Consider the following 15,249-nt stretch of genomic DNA (forward strand, 5'->3'; position numbering starts at 1 on the left):
GCGGCGCGCCTGCTGGCGGCGCTGCGCCGCCGCGCCCGCGACGGCCGGGTGGCGCTGGTGCTGCTGCACGCGCCGCGGCAGGGGGAGGCGGCGCCGCCCGAGCGCCTGTCCGAGGATGCGCTGCTGCTGCGCGCGCCCTGGCCGGGCCCGTCCTACCAGTGGCACCTGCCGGCGCAGTTCGATTCGCCCGAGGGCTTCGGCTTCGAGCGGCGGATCGCCGCGGCGCTGCGCGACGCCATCGCCGCCTGGCTGCCGGGCTGAGAGGGAGGCCCGGACATGCGAAGGGCCCCGGCGGCAACCGCCGGGGCCCTTCCATTGGTCAGAGGCGTTGCCGCCCCGCGTGGCTCAGGAAGCCGTCCCTGCAGTGGCGGAGACGATGATCCAGGCCGCGGCTGCGGCACCCACCTGAGAACAATGAGACACTGGATCACCTCCTTTCAGTTGTTGACGACTGCCGAGAGGATGGGCCGTCGCCGGCCCGGCTTCAAGACTTGAGTTCGGTGTAGTTGCCGTTCTTCCACACGTAGAACACATAGTCCGGAACGGTCACGTCGCCCTTGCGGTCGAAGCTGATCGGGCCGAGCACGCTCTGCCAGGGGCCGGAGGCCTTGAGCTCGGCGGCGATGCGCCGCGGGTCGACGGCGTTCAGCTTCTTCGCCGCCGCCGCCCAGATCTCGACCGCGGCATAGGTGTAGAGGACATAGCCCTCCGGATCGATGTTCTTCGCCTTGAAGGCCTGCACCACGCGGGCGGCGGTCGGCCGGTTGCGCGGGTCGGAGCTGAAGGTCATCAGCGCGCCTTCGCCGGCGGCGCCGGTGATCTGCCAGAAATCCTTGGTCACCAGGGAATCGCCGCCGATCATGGTGACGTTCATCCCCTGCTCCTTCGACTGGCGCAGGATCAGGCCGGCCTCGGTGTAGTAGCCGCCGATATACATGACATCGACGCCGGCGCCCTTCATGCGCGACACCAGGGCGCTGTAGTCGCGCTCGCCCGGGTTGTAGGCGGTGAACAGCACCTCCTGCAGGCCGCCGGCATTCATGGACTTCTTGGTCTCCTCCGCCAGGCCCTTGCCGTAGGCCTGGTTGTCATGGAGGATCGCGACCTTCTTCCCCTTGAAATTGTCGGCGATGTACTTGCCGGCGACCAGGCCCTGCTGGTCGTCCCGGCCGCAGACGCGGAAGGTGTTCCAGCCGCCCTCGTCGGTGAAGCGCGGGTTGGTGCTGGCCGGGCTCATCTGCAGCACGCCTTCCTCGGCATAGACCTTGGAGGCGGGGATGGAGCTGCCCGAGCAGTAATGGCCGGCGACGAACACCACGCGGCGGCCGGCCAGCTGGTTGGCGACCGACACGGCCTGGCGCGGGTCGCAGGCATCGTCGCCGAGCTCCAGCGCGACCTGCCGGCCGAGCAGCCCGCCGGCGGCGTTCAGGTCCGCCACCGCCTGGGTGGCGCCGACCTTCATCTGGTCCCCCGCCGCGGCGTTGGAGCCGGTGAGCGGCCCGGCGCAGGCGATGCGGATGGGGCCGGTGCCCTGGGCGAAGGCATCGCCGGCGCCGATGACGGCGGGCAGCGCCAGGCCGGACTGGAGGAGCGTCCTGCGGTTGAGCATCCCTGTCTCTCCTTCTTGGTCGGGCCGCCGCTGGGTCCCGGCGCGGCCGCTTGCGGCAGGGTAACGGATGCCGCCGCGTCTTGTCAGCCGTGCCCGCCGCCGAGATAGGCGTCGCGGATCTCCGGCCGGGCCAGCAGGGCGCGGCCGGGGCCTTCCATGGTGATGCGGCCATTCACCAGGACGTAGCCGCGATGCGCCAGCCGCAGCGCCAAGTTGGCGTTCTGCTCCACCAGCAGCACGGTCAGCCCGGTCTCGGCGTTGAGTTTCCGGATCGCGTCGAAGATCTGCTTGACCACCAGCGGCGCGAGGCCGAGCGAGGGCTCGTCCAGCAGCAGCAGCCGCGGCTTCGACATCAGCGCGCGGCCGATGGCCAGCATCTGCTGCTCCCCGCCCGACAGCGTGCCGCCGCGCTGCGACAGCCTTTCCCGCAGCCGGGGGAACAGGGTGAAGGCCTGCTGCATCTGCGGCGCCGGGTCGCCCTGGACGAGCGATTCGGCGCCCATCAGCAGGTTCTCCTGCACCGTCATGCGTGGGAAGATCCGCCGGCCTTCCGGGGACTGGGCGACGCCGCGGCGCATGATGGCATGCGTCGGCTGTCCCGTGATGTCCTCCCCCGCGAGGCGGATGCGCCCCGACCGCGGCTTCGGGTCGCCGCAGATGGTCATCAGCAGGGTGGATTTCCCGGCGCCGTTGGCGCCGATCAGCGTCACGATCTCGCCCTGCCGGACCTGCAGCGAGACATCGGTCAGCGCCTGCACCGCGCCATAGCCGGCCGAGAGGGCCTCGATCTCCAGCATCGCCGGGGCAGTGCCAGGGGGAGGGGCGGGGGCGGGGCCGGGGGCGGCGGCGCTCATGCCACCACCTCCGCTTCCTCGTCCTCGTCGCCCTCGCCGAGATAGGCGGCGATGACCTTCGGGTCGGCGCGGACGGCGGCGGGCGACCCGTCGGCAATCAGCTTGCCATGGTCCAGCACCACCACCTTGTCGCTGATGCGCATCACCACGCCCATGTCGTGCTCGATCAGCAGCAGCGAGGTGCCCTGGCCGCGGATGTCGAGCAGCAGCCGCGACAGCTCATCCGATTCCCGCGGGTTCAGCCCCGCCGCCGGCTCGTCGAGGCAGAGCAGGGAAGGCTCGGTGCACATGGCGCGCGCGATCTCCAGCCGCCGCTGCGCGCCATAGGGCAGGGCGCCGGCCGGGTCGTCCGCGCGCTCCATCAGGTTGGTGGCCGAAAGCCATCGCTTGGCCAGCTCGACCGCCTCACGCTCAGCCCGCGGATAGCCGGAGAGGCCGAGCACGGCGCCGAGACCGAAGCCGGTGGATTTCATCAGCTTGTTGTGCTGCGCCACCAGCAGATTCTCGAGCGCGGTCATGCCGGGGAACAGCCGGATGTTCTGGAAGGTGCGGGCGACGCCGGCCTGGGCGATGCGGTGGCCCGGCAGCGCATGCAGGTCCACTGGCAGCTCCCCCGGCCGGTGCAGCCGGATGGCGCCGCCGGTCGGCCGGTAGAAGCCGGTGATGCAGTTGAACAGCGTGGTCTTGCCGGCGCCGTTCGGGCCGATGACCGCGGTGATCTCGCCGCGGGTGGCGGCGAAGGAGACCTGGCTGACCGCGGTCAGCCCGCCGAAGCGCATGGTCAGCCCGGCGACTTCGAGGATCATGTCCCGGTGCGGCCGATGCCCGCTCATCCGTGGCCCTCTCCCACCAGGTCGCCGCTGATGGCGCGCTTCCGCCCCAGCGCGATGGAGGGCGTGCGGGTGCCGACCAGGCCGCGCGGCCGCAGCACCATGATCACCACCATGGCGCCGCCGAAGACCAGCATCCGCCATTCGTCGAGGCCGCGGAACACCTCGAACCCGCCGATCATGACCAGCGCCGCGATGGCGACGCCGACCTGGCTGCCGAGGCCGCCGAGCACGACGATGGCCAGGATGATGGCGCTTTCGATGAAGGTGAAGCTTTCCGGGCTGATGAAGGCCTGCCGCGTGGCGAAGAAGGCGCCGGCGAAGCCGCCGAACATGGCGCCCAGCGCGAAGGCGGTCAGCTTGGTGGTGGTGATGTTGATGCCGAGCGCCCGGCAGGCGATCTCGTCCTCCCGCAGGGCTTCCCAGGCGCGGCCCAGCGGCTGGCGGCGCAGGCGGATGGTGACCCAGTTGGTCAGCAGGGCGAGGCCGAAGATCAGGTAGTAGAGGAAGATGATGCGGTGGCTGGGGGAGGGTTCCAGCCCGAAGAAGCCGGCGAAGCTGTCCGGGTCGCCCGACATGTTGAAGGGCAGGCCGAAGAAGCTCGGCCGCGGGATGCCGCTGATGCCGTTCGGGCCGCCGGTCAGCTCGGTCCAGTTCAGCAGGACCACGCGGATGATCTCGCCGAATGCGAGGGTGACGATCGCCAGGTAGTCGCCGCGCAGGCGCAGCACCGGGAAGCCCAGCAGCACGCCCCAGAAGGCGGCCAGGATGCCGGCCAGCGGCAGGCAGATCCAAAAGGAGAGGCCGAAATACTGCGCCAGCAGCGCGTAGGAATAGGCGCCGATGGCGTAGAAGGCGACGTAGCCGAGGTCGAGCAGCCCGGCCAGGCCGACCACGATGTTCAGCCCCCAGCCGAGCATGACATAGGTCAGCACCAGGATCCCGATGTCGAGCTCGTAGCGGCCGATGCCGGGCAGCGCCGGCAGCAGCAAAGCGAGCGCGAGCAGCACCGGCGCGACGAAGCGGCCGAGCCGCTGCAGCGCGAGCGTGAAGGGCGTCGGGCCCGTGGTCGCCCGCAGCGCCCGCCGCCCGGCCCAGAGGGTGATGGCCAGCCGCCCCGCGAAGACGATGCCGCAGAGCAGCGCGACCTCCGCCCAGCGGGACCGCAGGATGAGGCCGCCGGCCGGGCCGATATCGGTCCGCAGCCCGACCAGCATGGCGAAGAGGCCGAAGGCGACCGCAGCTGCCAGCGCCGCGTCCCTCAGCGCCTGGGCGGGCGTCATACCTTCTCGACCTCCTGCCGGCCGAGCAGCCCGGTGGGCAGGAAGATCAGCGTCAGCACGAGGATGGAGAAGGCCGCGACATCCTTGTACTGGACGCTGAAATAGGCGGACCAGAAGGTCTCGATCAGGCCGATCAGCAGCCCGCCCAGCACCGCGCCGGGCAGCGACCCGATGCCGCCCAGCACCGCCGCGGTGAAGGCCTTCACCCCCGCCAGGAAGCCGATGTAGAAATCGATCACGCCGTAGCGCAGCAGGTACATGCTGCCCGCCACCGCGGCCAGCGCCGCGCCGATGACGAAGGTCAGGCTGATGGTGCGGTCGGTGTCGATCCCCAGCAGCGACGCCATCTTCCGGTCCTGCTCGCAGGCGCGCATGGCGCGGCCGAGCGGGGTGCGGGTGACCAGCAGGGTGAAGGCCGCCAGCACCCCCAGGGTGAGGGCGATGATCAGCATCTGGATATAGGAGAATTGCACGACGAAGGGCCCGTCGCGCATCACCTCGATCCCGCCGGGCAGCAGGTTCTCGATCGGCTTGGGCCGCGCCCCCTGGCTGACCTGGACGTAGTTCTGCAGCACGATGGAGATGCCGATGGCGCTGATCAGCGGCGCCAGGCGGAAGCTGCCGCGCAGCGGGCGGTAGGCGACCCGCTCCACCGACCAGCCATAGAGCGCGGTGATCACCATCGACACCAGCAGCACCAGCAGGATGGCGGCCGGCCCGTCCATGAGCCCGCCCATCTGCAGCAGCAGCAGGGTAATCAGGGCGATGAAGGCGCCGATCATGAACACGTCGCCATGGGCGAAGTTGATCATGCCGATGATGCCGTAGACCATGGTGTAGCCCACGGCGATCAGGCCGTAGATCATCCCCAGGCTGATCCCGTTGATCAGCTGCTGCATTGCATAGGCCATCGTTTCTCCTGGCCGTGAATTGTCCCTGCGCCGCCCACGCTAGGCCAGTGTGTTGCGGTTGCGAAGGGGGCCTTCCGTCCAGGGGAGTTGCCGGGTCCGCCGCGACGGGGCGATGATGCCGCCACGAACAGGGGAGGAACGCCATGCCCAGCGACACCGGCCTGCCGGCCGATGACGGCCGCCGCGGCCGCCTGCCGCCCATCGCGCCGGAGGCGATGACGGCGGAGCAGAAGCGGGTGGCGGAGGCGATCACCGCCGGCCCGCGCGGCGGGCTGCGCGGGCCCTTCCCGGCCATGCTGCGCAGCCCGGAGGTGGCGGAGCGCTTCCAGAAGCTCGGCGAGTATCTCCGCTTCCAGTCCTCCATCCCCGCCGCGCTGAACGAGCTGGCGATCCTGGTGACCGCGCGGGAATGGTCGGCGCAGTACGAATGGTATGCGCACCACCTGCTGGCGATGAAGGCCGGGCTGCCGGCGGCGATCGCCGAGGCGGTGGCGGAAGGCCGCAAGCCGGACGGGATGGATGCCGACCAGGCGATCGTCTGGCAATTCTGCACGGAGCTGCACCGCACCAAGGCGGTGTCAGATGCCACCTATGCCGCCGCGCGCGACCGCTTCGGCGAGCGCGGCGTGATCGACCTGATGGCGGTCAGCGGCTACTACGTCGCGGTGGCGATGGTGCTGAACGTCGCCCAGGTGCCGCTGCCACCGGGCGTGCCGGAGCCGCTCAGGCCGCTGGCGGACCGCTGAGCCGGCGCAGCAGCCAGAGGCCGCCGAGGGTGACGGCGGCCAGGTGCCCGAAGCCGAGGCCCCAGCCGAGCAGCGCGCGGTCCCCGGCCCAGTCCAGCACCAGGCCGACGCCGAGCGGCCCGAGGAAGGCGCCGGCATAGCCCGCCATGCTGTGCAGCCCCATGGTCGCGCCCCGCATCCCGGGCGCGGCCGCCTGCACCGTGCCGGCGGTGAGCGCCGAGCTGTCGAGATAGATCGCCGCATTCCAGGCCAGCACGGCGGCGGCCGCCAGCCAGAAGGACAGGCCCGCGGTCCAGCCGGCGAGCAGCGAGGCGAGGGCGGCCGCCGCCATCGCCCAGGTCACCACCCGGCGCCGCCCATGCCGTTGCGCCGTCTCGTTACCGGTGACGGAGACGGCGATGCAGGCGAGGCCGATGGCGGTGACGATCACGGTCGGCCCGGGGACCCAGTCGGGCAGTGCCTCCCGCGCCGCCGCGGCGGTGAGGAAGGTGACCGACCAGGCCCGCAGCGCCGCCAATTCCCAGGTATGGACCGTGTAGCCGATGATCCAGCCAAGCGCGGGGCGGTTGCGCAGCACCGGGCGGAAATCCAGCAGCCCCCGCGCCGGGCCGGGTGGCGCGACCGGCGGGCTGGCGGGCAGGGCGCGCAGCGCGATCAGGCAGGCCGCCAGCGCCGCCACCCCGCCGAACAGGAAGGCGGCGCGCGGGCCGGCCAGCGCATCCAGCACGCCCGCCACCAGGAAGGAACAGGCGCCGGCGATGCCGACCCCGGCCGCGTGCCAGGAGACGGCGCGCGACTGCTCCGGCCCCGCGAGCGAGTCCGTGATGGCCTTCAGCCCGGGCATGTAGCAGCCCGCCCAGCCCACCCCCGCCACGGCGCGCAGCAGCATGCCGGCCCAGAAGCCGTCGGCGACGAAGGCGAAGCCGAGATGCGAGAGCGCGGTGCAGCCGGCGCCGATCAGGTAGATGCGCCGCGCCGCGACGCGGTCGGTCAGCGAGACCAGCACCGGCACCGCCGCCACATAGGCGGCGAAGAAGATGCCGATCAGCCAGCCCGCCTCGGTCTTGCTCAGCGACCAGGCGGCGAGATAGGCGGGCAGCAGCGCCGGCAGGTTGAAGGCGCCGATCTGCACCAGCACCTGCGCGGCGATCACGGCCGCGACGCTGCGGCCGGGCGGCAAGGGTCAGTCCCCCAGCCGGTAGAAGCGCTGCGCCGTGCCGGCGAAGAGCATCGCCGTCTCCTCCGCGCCCGCGCCCGCCGCCAGCTTCTTGCAGGCGTTCCAGAAGACGCCGTAGCCGTAGCTGCCCTTGTCCACCGGGAAATTGCTCTCGAACATGCAGCGTCCGGCGCCGAACAGGCCGATCGTGGTCTCGATCCAGGGCTTCCAGGCGGCGGCGAGCTCGTCGGAGGAGGGCGGGTCGGCCTTGTCCTCGAACCCCATGCCGTTGATGCGCATGCCGAGGCCGCCGAGCTTGACGCAGACATTCGGGCAGGTGGCGAGTTCCGCCATCGCCGCGCGCCACCCCCGAAAGACCTCGTCGCGCTGGCCGGCATAGCCGCGTATGCCGAGCGGCCCGCCGACATGGTCCAGCACGATGTTGGTTTCCGGGAAGGCGCGGGCCAGCGCCGTCAGGTCCGGGATCTGCGGGTGGTACAGCCAGGCATCGAAGGACAGGCCGAGCGGCGCAAGCTGGGCGAAGCCGGCGCGGAATTCGTCGCGGAACAGGATGTCCCGCGGCGGGGTATAGGCCGGGTTCATGATCACCGGGTCGGGGTCCCAGGCGGTGATGTGACGGATGCCGCGGAAGCGGCCGCCGCCGGCGCGGATATGCGCCTCCAGCACCTCCCGCGCCGCGGCGCCGATCGTCAGGTCCACATGGCCGACGATGCCCTCGCACACCCGGGTGGGCCCATAGCCGCCGGAGGCGCTCATCGCCGCGACGCCGTTGACGAACTCGGTCTCGCCGACCGGCTTCATCGCCTCCGGCCCGGTGGCGCGGTGCATGGCGCGGCACTGCACGAAAACAGTGCCGACGATGCTGTGGCCCTGGTTGGTGTCGGCCAGCAGGTCCGGCAGCAGGTAGCGCCAGTCCGGCCGGTCCCACAGATGGTGATGCGGATCGACGATCGGCAGGCCGGGCTCCAGCGGTTCCTCGGTGCGGCGGGCCAGCCAGTCCTCCCGCACCGGGAGGTAGTGGATGTTCGCGGCATTGCTCATGCGGGCATTTCCCCGTCCGGACGTTCCCGCGCGGCAGCTTGCCCCCTCTCGCCACCCCGCGCCAGCCGTCGCGCGGAATCGCGCGGCGCGGCGTTCACGCCGCGCCGCGATCCGCTCTATCCTCGAGCCGAGACCAAGGGAGGATGCGATGACCCTGCCGCTGGAGGGCGTGCGCGTGATCGAGGTGGGCCAGGCCCTGGCCGGACCGCTGGCCGGCGCCGTGCTGGCCGATATGGGCGCCGAGGTGATCAAGATCGAGAAGCCCGATGGCGGCGACGATGCCCGCCTCTGGGGCCCGCCCTTCGGCCCGGATGGCGAGACCAGCCTCTATTTCCACAGCCAGAACCGCAACAAGCGGAGCGTGGTGCTGGACCTGAAGTCGCCGGCGGATGTCGAAGCGCTGCACCGGCTGTGCGAGACCGCCGACATCCTGATCCAGAACCTTCGCCCCGGCGTGGTGGACGAGATCGGCATCGGGCCGGAGGCGATGCTGGAGCGGCATCCGCGGCTCGTCTACTGCTCCATCTGGGCCTTCGGCTACCAGGGGCCGATGCGGCTGAACCCCGGCTTCGATCCGCTGCTGCAGGCCTATGGCGGCATGATGAGCATGACCGGACGGCCGGAGGACCCGCCGACCTTCTGCGGCGCCTCGATCAACGACAAGGCCACCGGCCTGTTCTGCACCATCGGCGCGCTGGCCGCGCTGCGCCAGCGCGACCGCACCGGCCGCGGCTGCCTGGTCGATACCTCGCTGTTCGAGACGGCGGTGTTCTGGGTGGAAGGCCAGGTGAACCAGCACCTGGCGACCGGCGACGTGCCGAGGCGCCACGGCACCGGCGCCGCCGTCATCGTGCCCTACCAGGTCTTCGAGACCGCTGATCGCCCCTTCTGCCTGGCCGCCGGCAATGACCGGCTCTGGGCCCGCTGCGCGAAGGTGCTGGGCCATGCGGACTGGGCGACGGACCCACGCTTCGCCCGCGGTCGCGACCGGGTGAAGCACCGCGCCATCCTGGTGCCGATGATCGCCGAGGTGCTGCGGACCAACACCCGGGCGCACTGGATCGCGGCGCTGGAAGCGGCGGGCGTGCCCTGCGCCGCCGTCAACGACATCGGCGAGGTCGCGGCGACGGAGCAATTCGCCGCGGTGGACATTGTGCAGACCCTGCCCGAAAGCGGCGTGCGCGTGGTGGGGCTGCCGATGAGCTTCGACCGCAAGCGGCCCTGGTCGGACCGGCCGGCGCCGACCCTGGGGCAGCATACCGGCGAATACCTGAAGCGCTGACCGGGGCAGGCTTCGCCTCCCCCGAGCCCCCGCCACCCGGGATCCCATCGGCGATGCGCAGCGTCGTCGATGGGATCCGCATTGGCCGAGGGGCCTTTGGAAATCTCGGGTCAGCCGAGCGCCGCAATGAACTCCTGCGGGACGGGCAGGGCGCGCAGCGCGCCGCCCTCCTCGCGGCCCCAGATCCGGACATGCTCGCCCTCCGCCGCCAGCGTGCCATCGGGCAGGAAGAAGCGGTGCGCCAGGCGGAAGGACTTCCCGCCGCCATAGCCGGCCAGCGCGATCTCCTGCGCCAGCACGTCGCCATGCCGCGCCGGCGCGCGGAAGGCGCAGCGCACATCCACCAGCGGGCAGCCCAGGAAGGCCGGGTCGGCCCGCTGCATCGCCGCGAAATCCACCCCCCGGGCGCGGCAGAACTCGGTGAAGCCTTCGTCCATCCAGCGGATGAAATTCGCATGGAAGACGATGCGCGCCGGATCGCACTCGTTCCAATGGACCAGCAGGCTGCGGCGGAATGGCGTCACATGGCCTCCACCAGCACCGCCATCCCCTGGCCGCCGCCGGCGCAGGCGCCGGCGATGCCGCGCTTCAGCCCGCGCCGGCGCAACTCCATGGCGAGGGAGAGCACGCAGCGCACGCCGGTGGCCGCCAGCGGATGGCCGAAGGCGATGGCGCCGCCATTCACGTTGAAGCGGTCCTGCGGCACGCCCAGCGCCCGCCGCACGCTCTCCGCCTGTGCGCCGAAGGCCTCGTTGATCTCGAACAGGTCGATGTCGCCGATGCCGAGCCCGACCCCGCGCAGCAGCGCCATGGTGGCCGGCACCGGGCCGATGCCCATCACCTCGGCCGGCACGCCCGCGGCGCAGGCCGCCGTCACCCGCGCCAGCGGCGCCGCGCCGCCGCCCTGCGCCGCGCGCGCCGTGGTCACCACCACCGCGGCCGCGCCGTCCACGATGGCGCTGCTGTTGCCGCCGGTCTGCACGCCGCCGAAGACCGGCTTCAGCTTCGCCAGCGCCTCGGGCGGCGTCGGGCGGATATGCGTGTCGGCCGCCACCTGCTCGACCTTGCGCGGCAGGGACAGCTTGCGGGCCTTCAGGCCTGGCCCTTCAAAGACCTGTTCCGTCACCGGCGCGATCTCCTCGGCGAAGCGGCCCGCCGCCACCGCCGCCAGGGCGCGGGCGAAGCTCTCCGCGGCATAGGCATCCGTCTCCTCCCGCGTCACGGCATAGAGCCGCGCCAGGTTCTCCGCCGTGCCGCCCATGGCGGTGGCGCAGCCGGTGTCGAACAGCGCCTCCCACAGGAAATCCTTGAACTCCACCTGGCCCAGCCCGAAGCCGCCGCGGGAGGTGAAGGAGGCGACGGGCGCGCGGCTCATGCTCTCCGTGCCGACGCAGAGCGCCGCCTCCGCCTGGCCCGTGCTGGTGGCGCGGGCGCCCTGGGCAATCGCCTCGAACCCCGTGGTGCAGAGCCGCTGCACGCCATGCGCCGGCCGGTCGTCCCGCATGCCGGCATAGAGCCCGATATGCCGGGCATAGAACAGGCTGTCGAAGCTGGCCTGGATGCAGTTGCCCGCGACGGTCAGGCCGATCCGCGCCGGGTCGATCCCGGCGCGCGCGATCGCCGCCCGCGCCGCATGGATGCCGAGATCGGTCGGCGAGACCAGCGCCAGCGCGCCGTTGAAGTCGACGAAGGGCGTGCGCGCGCCGGCCACCAGCACGGCATCGGCGAAGCGCTCCAGCAGGGCGCCCTCGGCATGGCGGGTCCAGTCGGGCGCGGCGGGGGCGACGGGAGCATTCATGGCGTCAGGACCTCCGGGTCGTTGGTGTCGTTGTACAGCCTCTCGAGCGCCGCGGCGCGGCGGGCGAGGATGGCGCGCGGGTTGAGCGAGCCCTTGTCGGTCACCTCCCCGGCATCGAGCGAGGGCGGCTCCGCCAGCAGCATGGCCCGCGCGACGCGGCGGGAGGAGGCGTCGCCGGCCGCCGCATTCATCGCCCGCAGCGCCGCCAGCACCGCGTCGCGGCCGGCCCCCTCGTTGGGGAAGACGAACAGGCCAAGCTCGTCCCGGTCCGCCCCCACCACCACCACGTCGCGCGCCAGGGTGCCCAGCGCCGCCAGGGCGCGCAGCCGCACCTCCTGCGCATGGATGCGGGTGCCGGACAGCAGCTTGAAATCTTCCGCCAGCCTGCCGTCGAAGCGCAGGCCCCGGTCCGGGTCCGCCGGGTCCAGCCAGGCCACCGCATCGCCGGTGCGCAGGAAGCCGTCCGCGTCGAAGGCGGCCTCGGTCGCCGCCGCGTCGTCCAGATAGAAGGGGAAGACATTGGGGCCGCGCAGCCGCAGCTCCAGCCGGTCCTCCACCGGCAGCAGCCGCAGCTCCACCCCCGGCAGCGGCGTGCCGATGCAGCCCATGGGCGCGTCCATCCGATGCGTGACGATGGCGGCCGGCGCCGTCTCGGTCATCCCCCAGGCGGAGACCACCGGCACCGGCCGCGGCGCATGCCGCGCCGCCAGCGCCTGCCAGCGGCCGTACAGCGCCTCGGGCAGCGCGGCGCCGGCGCTGAACACCAGCCGCAGCCGGGCGAAGAGATGCGCCGCCAGCGCCGCATCCGCCTCCAGCGCCGGCAGCAGCAGGGCATGGCCGCGCGGCACGTCGAAGCGGATGGTCGGCGCCACCTCCCGCAGGTTCGCCAGCGTCGCGTCGAAGGCGCCGGGCATCGGCCGCCCGGCATCGATCCACAGCGTGCCGCCGAAGCGCAGCGCCAGGTTCAGGTTGTGGCTGCCGCCGAAGACATGGCTCCAGGGCAGCCAGTCCAGCAGCTCCGGGGGCGCCTGCGCCAGGAAGGGCCAGGCCTGCAGGATCTGCTGCTGGTTCGCCGCCATCATCCGCTGCGTGGTGACGACGCCCTTCGGCAGGCCGCTGGTGCCGGAAGTGAAGAGGATCTTTGCGGGTGCGTCGGGATCCAGGGCTTCGATGGCGCATGCCACATCCGGTGTCACCGGCACCGCCAGCAGCGCGTCCCAATCGGCCGCGGAGATCGCCTCGACGCCCCGCGCGTCCTCCACCGCCAGGGCGCGGGCGAAGGCCACGGCGTCCTCGGCGAAGACCAGGCCGGGACGCAGGCGCCGCAGGATCTGGCGCAGCTTGCCGAGGTCGGCGCTCTGCAGCGAATAGGGGACGGAGATGGCGGCGCTGGGCACGCCCACCGCCTGCGCCGCCAGCGCCAGCAGCGCATGCCGCACCGAATTGCCGGAGAGGATGGCGAGCGGCCGCTGCGGCCCAAGCCCGCGCGCCAGCAGCGCCGCAGCCAGCGCGCGCACCTGCGCCGCCGCCTCGCCGAAGCCCACGCCCTGCCAGCCGCCATCCGGGCCGCGCTCGCGCAGGAAGGGCCGGTCCGGCGCCGCGGCCTCCCAGTGCCACAGCGCGTCGGTGATGCGCGGCGCATGCGGCTGCAGCGCGTCCCGCGCGCGCAGCCGCCAGCCGCCGCCGGGCAGCGGCCTGCGGTCCATGCGCGGGGGCGCGAAGAGCGGCGCACCCCCGTCCGTATCCTCCCCGGCGGCGGTCATGCGGCGGCAGTGACGCATCCCGCCGCCCGGCCGGCAAGCCCGGCGACGCCGGGGCCGGGGAGCCCGGGCCGCTCAGAAGGCCATCTGCGTCCGCAGGCCGAGGGTGTGGAAGCGGTCGCCGATCTGCTGCGTGCCGGCGGCATTGCGCCGGTCCACGTTCACGATGTTCCAGTCCAGCATGAAGCGCAGGTAATTGGTCGGGTACCAGGACAGGCCCAGCCCGACCACCTCCTGCCGGCCGCCATAGACGCCGCCGGTCGAGGCCTGGGACCGGCCGCGCGTCACCTTGTCGTCCAGGTCGATCAGGCTCCAGCGGGCCATCATCTCCCAGGCGCCCCAGCCGCCATCGGTCACCGGCCGGGCCGGGCTGGGCCGGCCGAAGGCGGCGGAGGAGGTGCTGTAGCGCCGCGTCTCGCCGGTCAGCACATAGGACGCCTCGACATAGCCGCCCTGGAAGGTCAGGTCCGGCCGCGGCGAGCCGGTGGCCTGCGCCTGCTGCACGTTGATCTGGTGGTATTCGCCCTGGAGCATGAAGCTCCGGTAGCGGAGGCCGAGCTCCGGGCCCCAGGTGGCGACGCCGTCGGCGGCCAGGGCGCCGGTATCCACCAGCCGAGTGGAGGCATCGCCGGCCCGCCATTCCGGCCGGTCGCGCAGCCGCAGCGTCTGGCCTTCCGCGGTCGGCGTGCCGGCCTGGCGCCGCAGGTCGAAGGCGTAGGAGCCGGTGAGGCCGAGATGCAGGTCCGCGTCGGCATCGGCATAGGGCCGGCCGGCGACGCGGCCGGCGAAGCCGGTCTGGCCGCTGGTGGTCTGGTTGGTGCTGCTGGCGCCGTAGCTGTCGCCCGTCAGGTAGCCCGAGGCGAACCAGCGGCTGGCCGCCCAGCGTCCGCCGACCGAGGCGCGGCCGTCGCCGGCGGTGATGTTGCGCGCGACTTCCATGATGCTCGGCCGCTCGAGGAACAGGAAGTCGTTCGAGCTCATGGAATCCGCCAGGCCGAAATACGGCTTGTAGTAGCCGACCGTCAGCTGCAGCGGCTTCACCGGCGACCAGTTCAGGTTGGCCTCGTACAGCGTCGCCGTGCCGTCGGGGGAGCCGCCGAATTCCGGCGTCACGTTCAGCAGGAAATCGTCGTACTGGAAGCCGAAGAACAGCCGGCCGCGGCGGAGATTCTGGCCGAACTCGTTCACCCGCGGCGCGCCGGCGGTGCGGTCGCCCTGCAGGGCGCCGCCGATATCGTACTGGATCTGCGCGCCGAGTGAGGCGCGGAAGCGGCCATCCAGGGCGGTGATGGTGGGGCGGTTGCTCTCCAGGCTGAAGCGCACCTGCTCGCGCGGCGGCTCCTGCGTGAGGCGGGCCGGCGCCGCGGGCGGCGGGGTGGTGTCCAGCCGGCGCTGCGCCGCCTGCGCCTCCGCACGGGCCTGCGCCGCATCCTGCTTCGCCGCGCGGGTCTCGGTCTCGCGCGCCTGCATGTCCCGCCGCATCCGCGTCAGCTCGCCCTGCAGGGCGCGGATCTGCCGCTCGATCGCCTCCATCCGCGCGGCATCCTGCGCCCCGGCCGGTGCGGCGACGGCGGCCAGGGCGCCGGCCAGCAGCAGCGCCCGGTAACCGAACGTATAACTGGGCATATGGTGAACTCGCTCCCGTGTTGCGCCGATAGACACCAGCGCCGGCACCGGAAGCGGTAAGACGTTTCCGTGACCTTCCGACCACGAACTCGCAGGGTTTTGTCCCCTGCCGTCAGGTGCTTGCGGGCCCTGGCCCGGGCGGGAGCCGGGGCGCGGAACCCTCCCGCGGCGGCGACGGGCCGCACCGGCCCGGGTCCCGATGGTGGCGTGCTGCGCGCTGTCCGGCCGCCGACCCACGCCGTGCGGGCGGACCCGCAGCGCACCTGCCCCCCTGCCGCGGCCGTGCGTCCCTGCGGCCGGCCGATCTGGCCCGGGACACCGGCTTGTGTCTT

The 15,249-nt window shown here is 72.3% G+C and carries 14 protein-coding genes; 3 read left to right on the top strand and 11 right to left on the bottom strand.

Going from position 1 to position 15,249, the window contains the following annotated elements; translation table 11 throughout:
• The coding region (locus E2C05_RS32990; RefSeq protein WP_158292095.1) for a hypothetical protein at positions 1-261 on the top strand (261 nt) is incomplete at its 5' end.
• A gap of 223 nt (positions 262-484) precedes the next feature.
• Here the strand turns inward: E2C05_RS32990 and E2C05_RS12855 are convergent.
• The 5 genes from E2C05_RS12855 to E2C05_RS12875 form a co-directional block, all read right to left on the bottom strand.
• Entirely contained in the window at positions 485-1,609 is a 1,125-nt protein-coding gene (locus E2C05_RS12855; protein WP_133220040.1) for a branched-chain amino acid ABC transporter substrate-binding protein, read from the bottom strand.
• Positions 1,610-1,692: 83 nt separating this feature from the next.
• Positions 1,693-2,406: an ABC transporter ATP-binding protein gene (locus E2C05_RS12860; protein ID WP_133220065.1), complete on the bottom strand. Its 714-nt coding sequence runs from the start codon at positions 2,404-2,406 to the stop codon at positions 1,693-1,695.
• A 53-nt stretch (positions 2,407-2,459) separates the two neighbouring features.
• Positions 2,460-3,296 carry an ABC transporter ATP-binding protein gene (locus E2C05_RS12865; protein ID WP_133220041.1) on the bottom strand — a complete coding sequence of 279 codons (837 nt, stop codon included), beginning with the start codon at positions 3,294-3,296 and terminating at the stop codon, positions 2,460-2,462.
• Positions 3,293-4,576, bottom strand: a complete 1,284-nt coding sequence (gene livM / locus E2C05_RS12870) for a high-affinity branched-chain amino acid ABC transporter permease LivM (protein ID WP_133220042.1) — start codon at positions 4,574-4,576, stop codon at positions 3,293-3,295. The genes E2C05_RS12865 and livM overlap by 4 nt, the downstream gene beginning before the upstream one ends.
• Complete coding sequence (locus tag E2C05_RS12875; protein ID WP_133220043.1) at positions 4,573-5,487, bottom strand: branched-chain amino acid ABC transporter permease; 915 nt, start codon at positions 5,485-5,487, stop codon at positions 4,573-4,575. Before E2C05_RS12875 ends, livM begins: the two co-directional genes overlap by 4 nt.
• A gap of 143 nt (positions 5,488-5,630) precedes the next feature.
• On the opposite strand from E2C05_RS12875, the gene E2C05_RS12880 reads away from it, so the two are divergent.
• Positions 5,631-6,233: a carboxymuconolactone decarboxylase family protein gene (locus E2C05_RS12880; RefSeq protein WP_200306508.1), complete on the top strand. Its 603-nt coding sequence runs from the start codon at positions 5,631-5,633 to the stop codon at positions 6,231-6,233.
• Here E2C05_RS12880 and E2C05_RS12885 read toward each other — a convergent pair.
• Both E2C05_RS12885 and E2C05_RS12890 read right to left on the bottom strand, forming a co-directional pair.
• Entirely contained in the window at positions 6,211-7,386 is a 1,176-nt protein-coding gene (locus tag E2C05_RS12885; protein ID WP_205082804.1) for an MFS transporter, read from the bottom strand. The genes E2C05_RS12880 and E2C05_RS12885 overlap by 23 nt on opposite strands.
• 30 nt (positions 7,387-7,416) lie before the next feature.
• Positions 7,417-8,451: an amidohydrolase family protein gene (locus E2C05_RS12890; protein ID WP_133220045.1), complete on the bottom strand. Its 1,035-nt coding sequence runs from the start codon at positions 8,449-8,451 to the stop codon at positions 7,417-7,419.
• Between the two features lie 148 nt (positions 8,452-8,599).
• Between E2C05_RS12890 and E2C05_RS12895 the strand changes: the two genes are divergently transcribed.
• Positions 8,600-9,733: a CaiB/BaiF CoA transferase family protein gene (locus E2C05_RS12895; protein ID WP_133220046.1), complete on the top strand. Its 1,134-nt coding sequence runs from the start codon at positions 8,600-8,602 to the stop codon at positions 9,731-9,733.
• 110 nt (positions 9,734-9,843) lie between these two features.
• On the opposite strand, the gene E2C05_RS12900 is transcribed toward E2C05_RS12895, so the two are convergent.
• From E2C05_RS12900 to E2C05_RS12915, 4 genes are all read right to left on the bottom strand, one after another.
• On the bottom strand, positions 9,844-10,257 hold the full coding sequence (locus E2C05_RS12900; protein ID WP_133220047.1) for an acyl-CoA thioesterase: 414 nt from the start codon (positions 10,255-10,257) through the stop codon (positions 9,844-9,846).
• Positions 10,254-11,531, bottom strand: a complete 1,278-nt coding sequence (locus tag E2C05_RS12905; RefSeq protein ID WP_133220048.1) for a thiolase family protein — start codon at positions 11,529-11,531, stop codon at positions 10,254-10,256. Before E2C05_RS12905 ends, E2C05_RS12900 begins: the two co-directional genes overlap by 4 nt.
• Positions 11,528-13,294 (bottom strand): AMP-binding protein, encoded by a 1,767-nt coding sequence (locus E2C05_RS12910; protein ID WP_205082806.1) that lies wholly within the window; start codon positions 13,292-13,294, stop codon positions 11,528-11,530. The genes E2C05_RS12905 and E2C05_RS12910 overlap by 4 nt, the downstream gene beginning before the upstream one ends.
• A 72-nt stretch (positions 13,295-13,366) precedes the next feature.
• Entirely contained in the window at positions 13,367-14,917 is a 1,551-nt protein-coding gene (locus tag E2C05_RS12915) for a porin (RefSeq protein WP_133220050.1), read from the bottom strand.
• Between the last annotated feature and the right edge of the window lie 332 nt (positions 14,918-15,249).

The sequence above is a fragment of the Paracraurococcus ruber genome (assembly GCF_004353985.1).
Taxonomy (GTDB): domain Bacteria; phylum Pseudomonadota; class Alphaproteobacteria; order Acetobacterales; family Acetobacteraceae; genus Paracraurococcus; species Paracraurococcus ruber.

Bases quoted from the DNA above. Each gene is read 5' to 3' on its own strand.
- E2C05_RS12855 (WP_133220040.1), bottom strand. From the start codon at position 1,609: ATGCTCAACCGCAGGACGCTCCTCCAGTCCGGCCTGGCGCTGCCCGCC.
- E2C05_RS12890 (WP_133220045.1), bottom strand. From the start codon at position 8,451: ATGAGCAATGCCGCGAACATCCACTACCTCCCGGTGCGGGAGGACTGG.
- E2C05_RS12865 (WP_133220041.1), bottom strand. From the start codon at position 3,296: ATGAGCGGGCATCGGCCGCACCGGGACATGATCCTCGAAGTCGCCGGG.
- E2C05_RS12895 (WP_133220046.1), top strand. From the start codon at position 8,600: ATGACCCTGCCGCTGGAGGGCGTGCGCGTGATCGAGGTGGGCCAGGCC.
- E2C05_RS12880 (WP_200306508.1), top strand. From the start codon at position 5,631: ATGCCCAGCGACACCGGCCTGCCGGCCGATGACGGCCGCCGCGGCCGC.
- E2C05_RS12905 (WP_133220048.1), bottom strand. From the start codon at position 11,531: ATGAATGCTCCCGTCGCCCCCGCCGCGCCCGACTGGACCCGCCATGCC.
- E2C05_RS12910 (WP_205082806.1), bottom strand. From the start codon at position 13,294: ATGACCGCCGCCGGGGAGGATACGGACGGGGGTGCGCCGCTCTTCGCG.
- livM (WP_133220042.1), bottom strand. From the start codon at position 4,576: ATGACGCCCGCCCAGGCGCTGAGGGACGCGGCGCTGGCAGCTGCGGTC.
- E2C05_RS12875 (WP_133220043.1), bottom strand. From the start codon at position 5,487: ATGGCCTATGCAATGCAGCAGCTGATCAACGGGATCAGCCTGGGGATG.
- E2C05_RS12860 (WP_133220065.1), bottom strand. From the start codon at position 2,406: ATGCTGGAGATCGAGGCCCTCTCGGCCGGCTATGGCGCGGTGCAGGCG.
- E2C05_RS12915 (WP_133220050.1), bottom strand. From the start codon at position 14,917: ATGCCCAGTTATACGTTCGGTTACCGGGCGCTGCTGCTGGCCGGCGCC.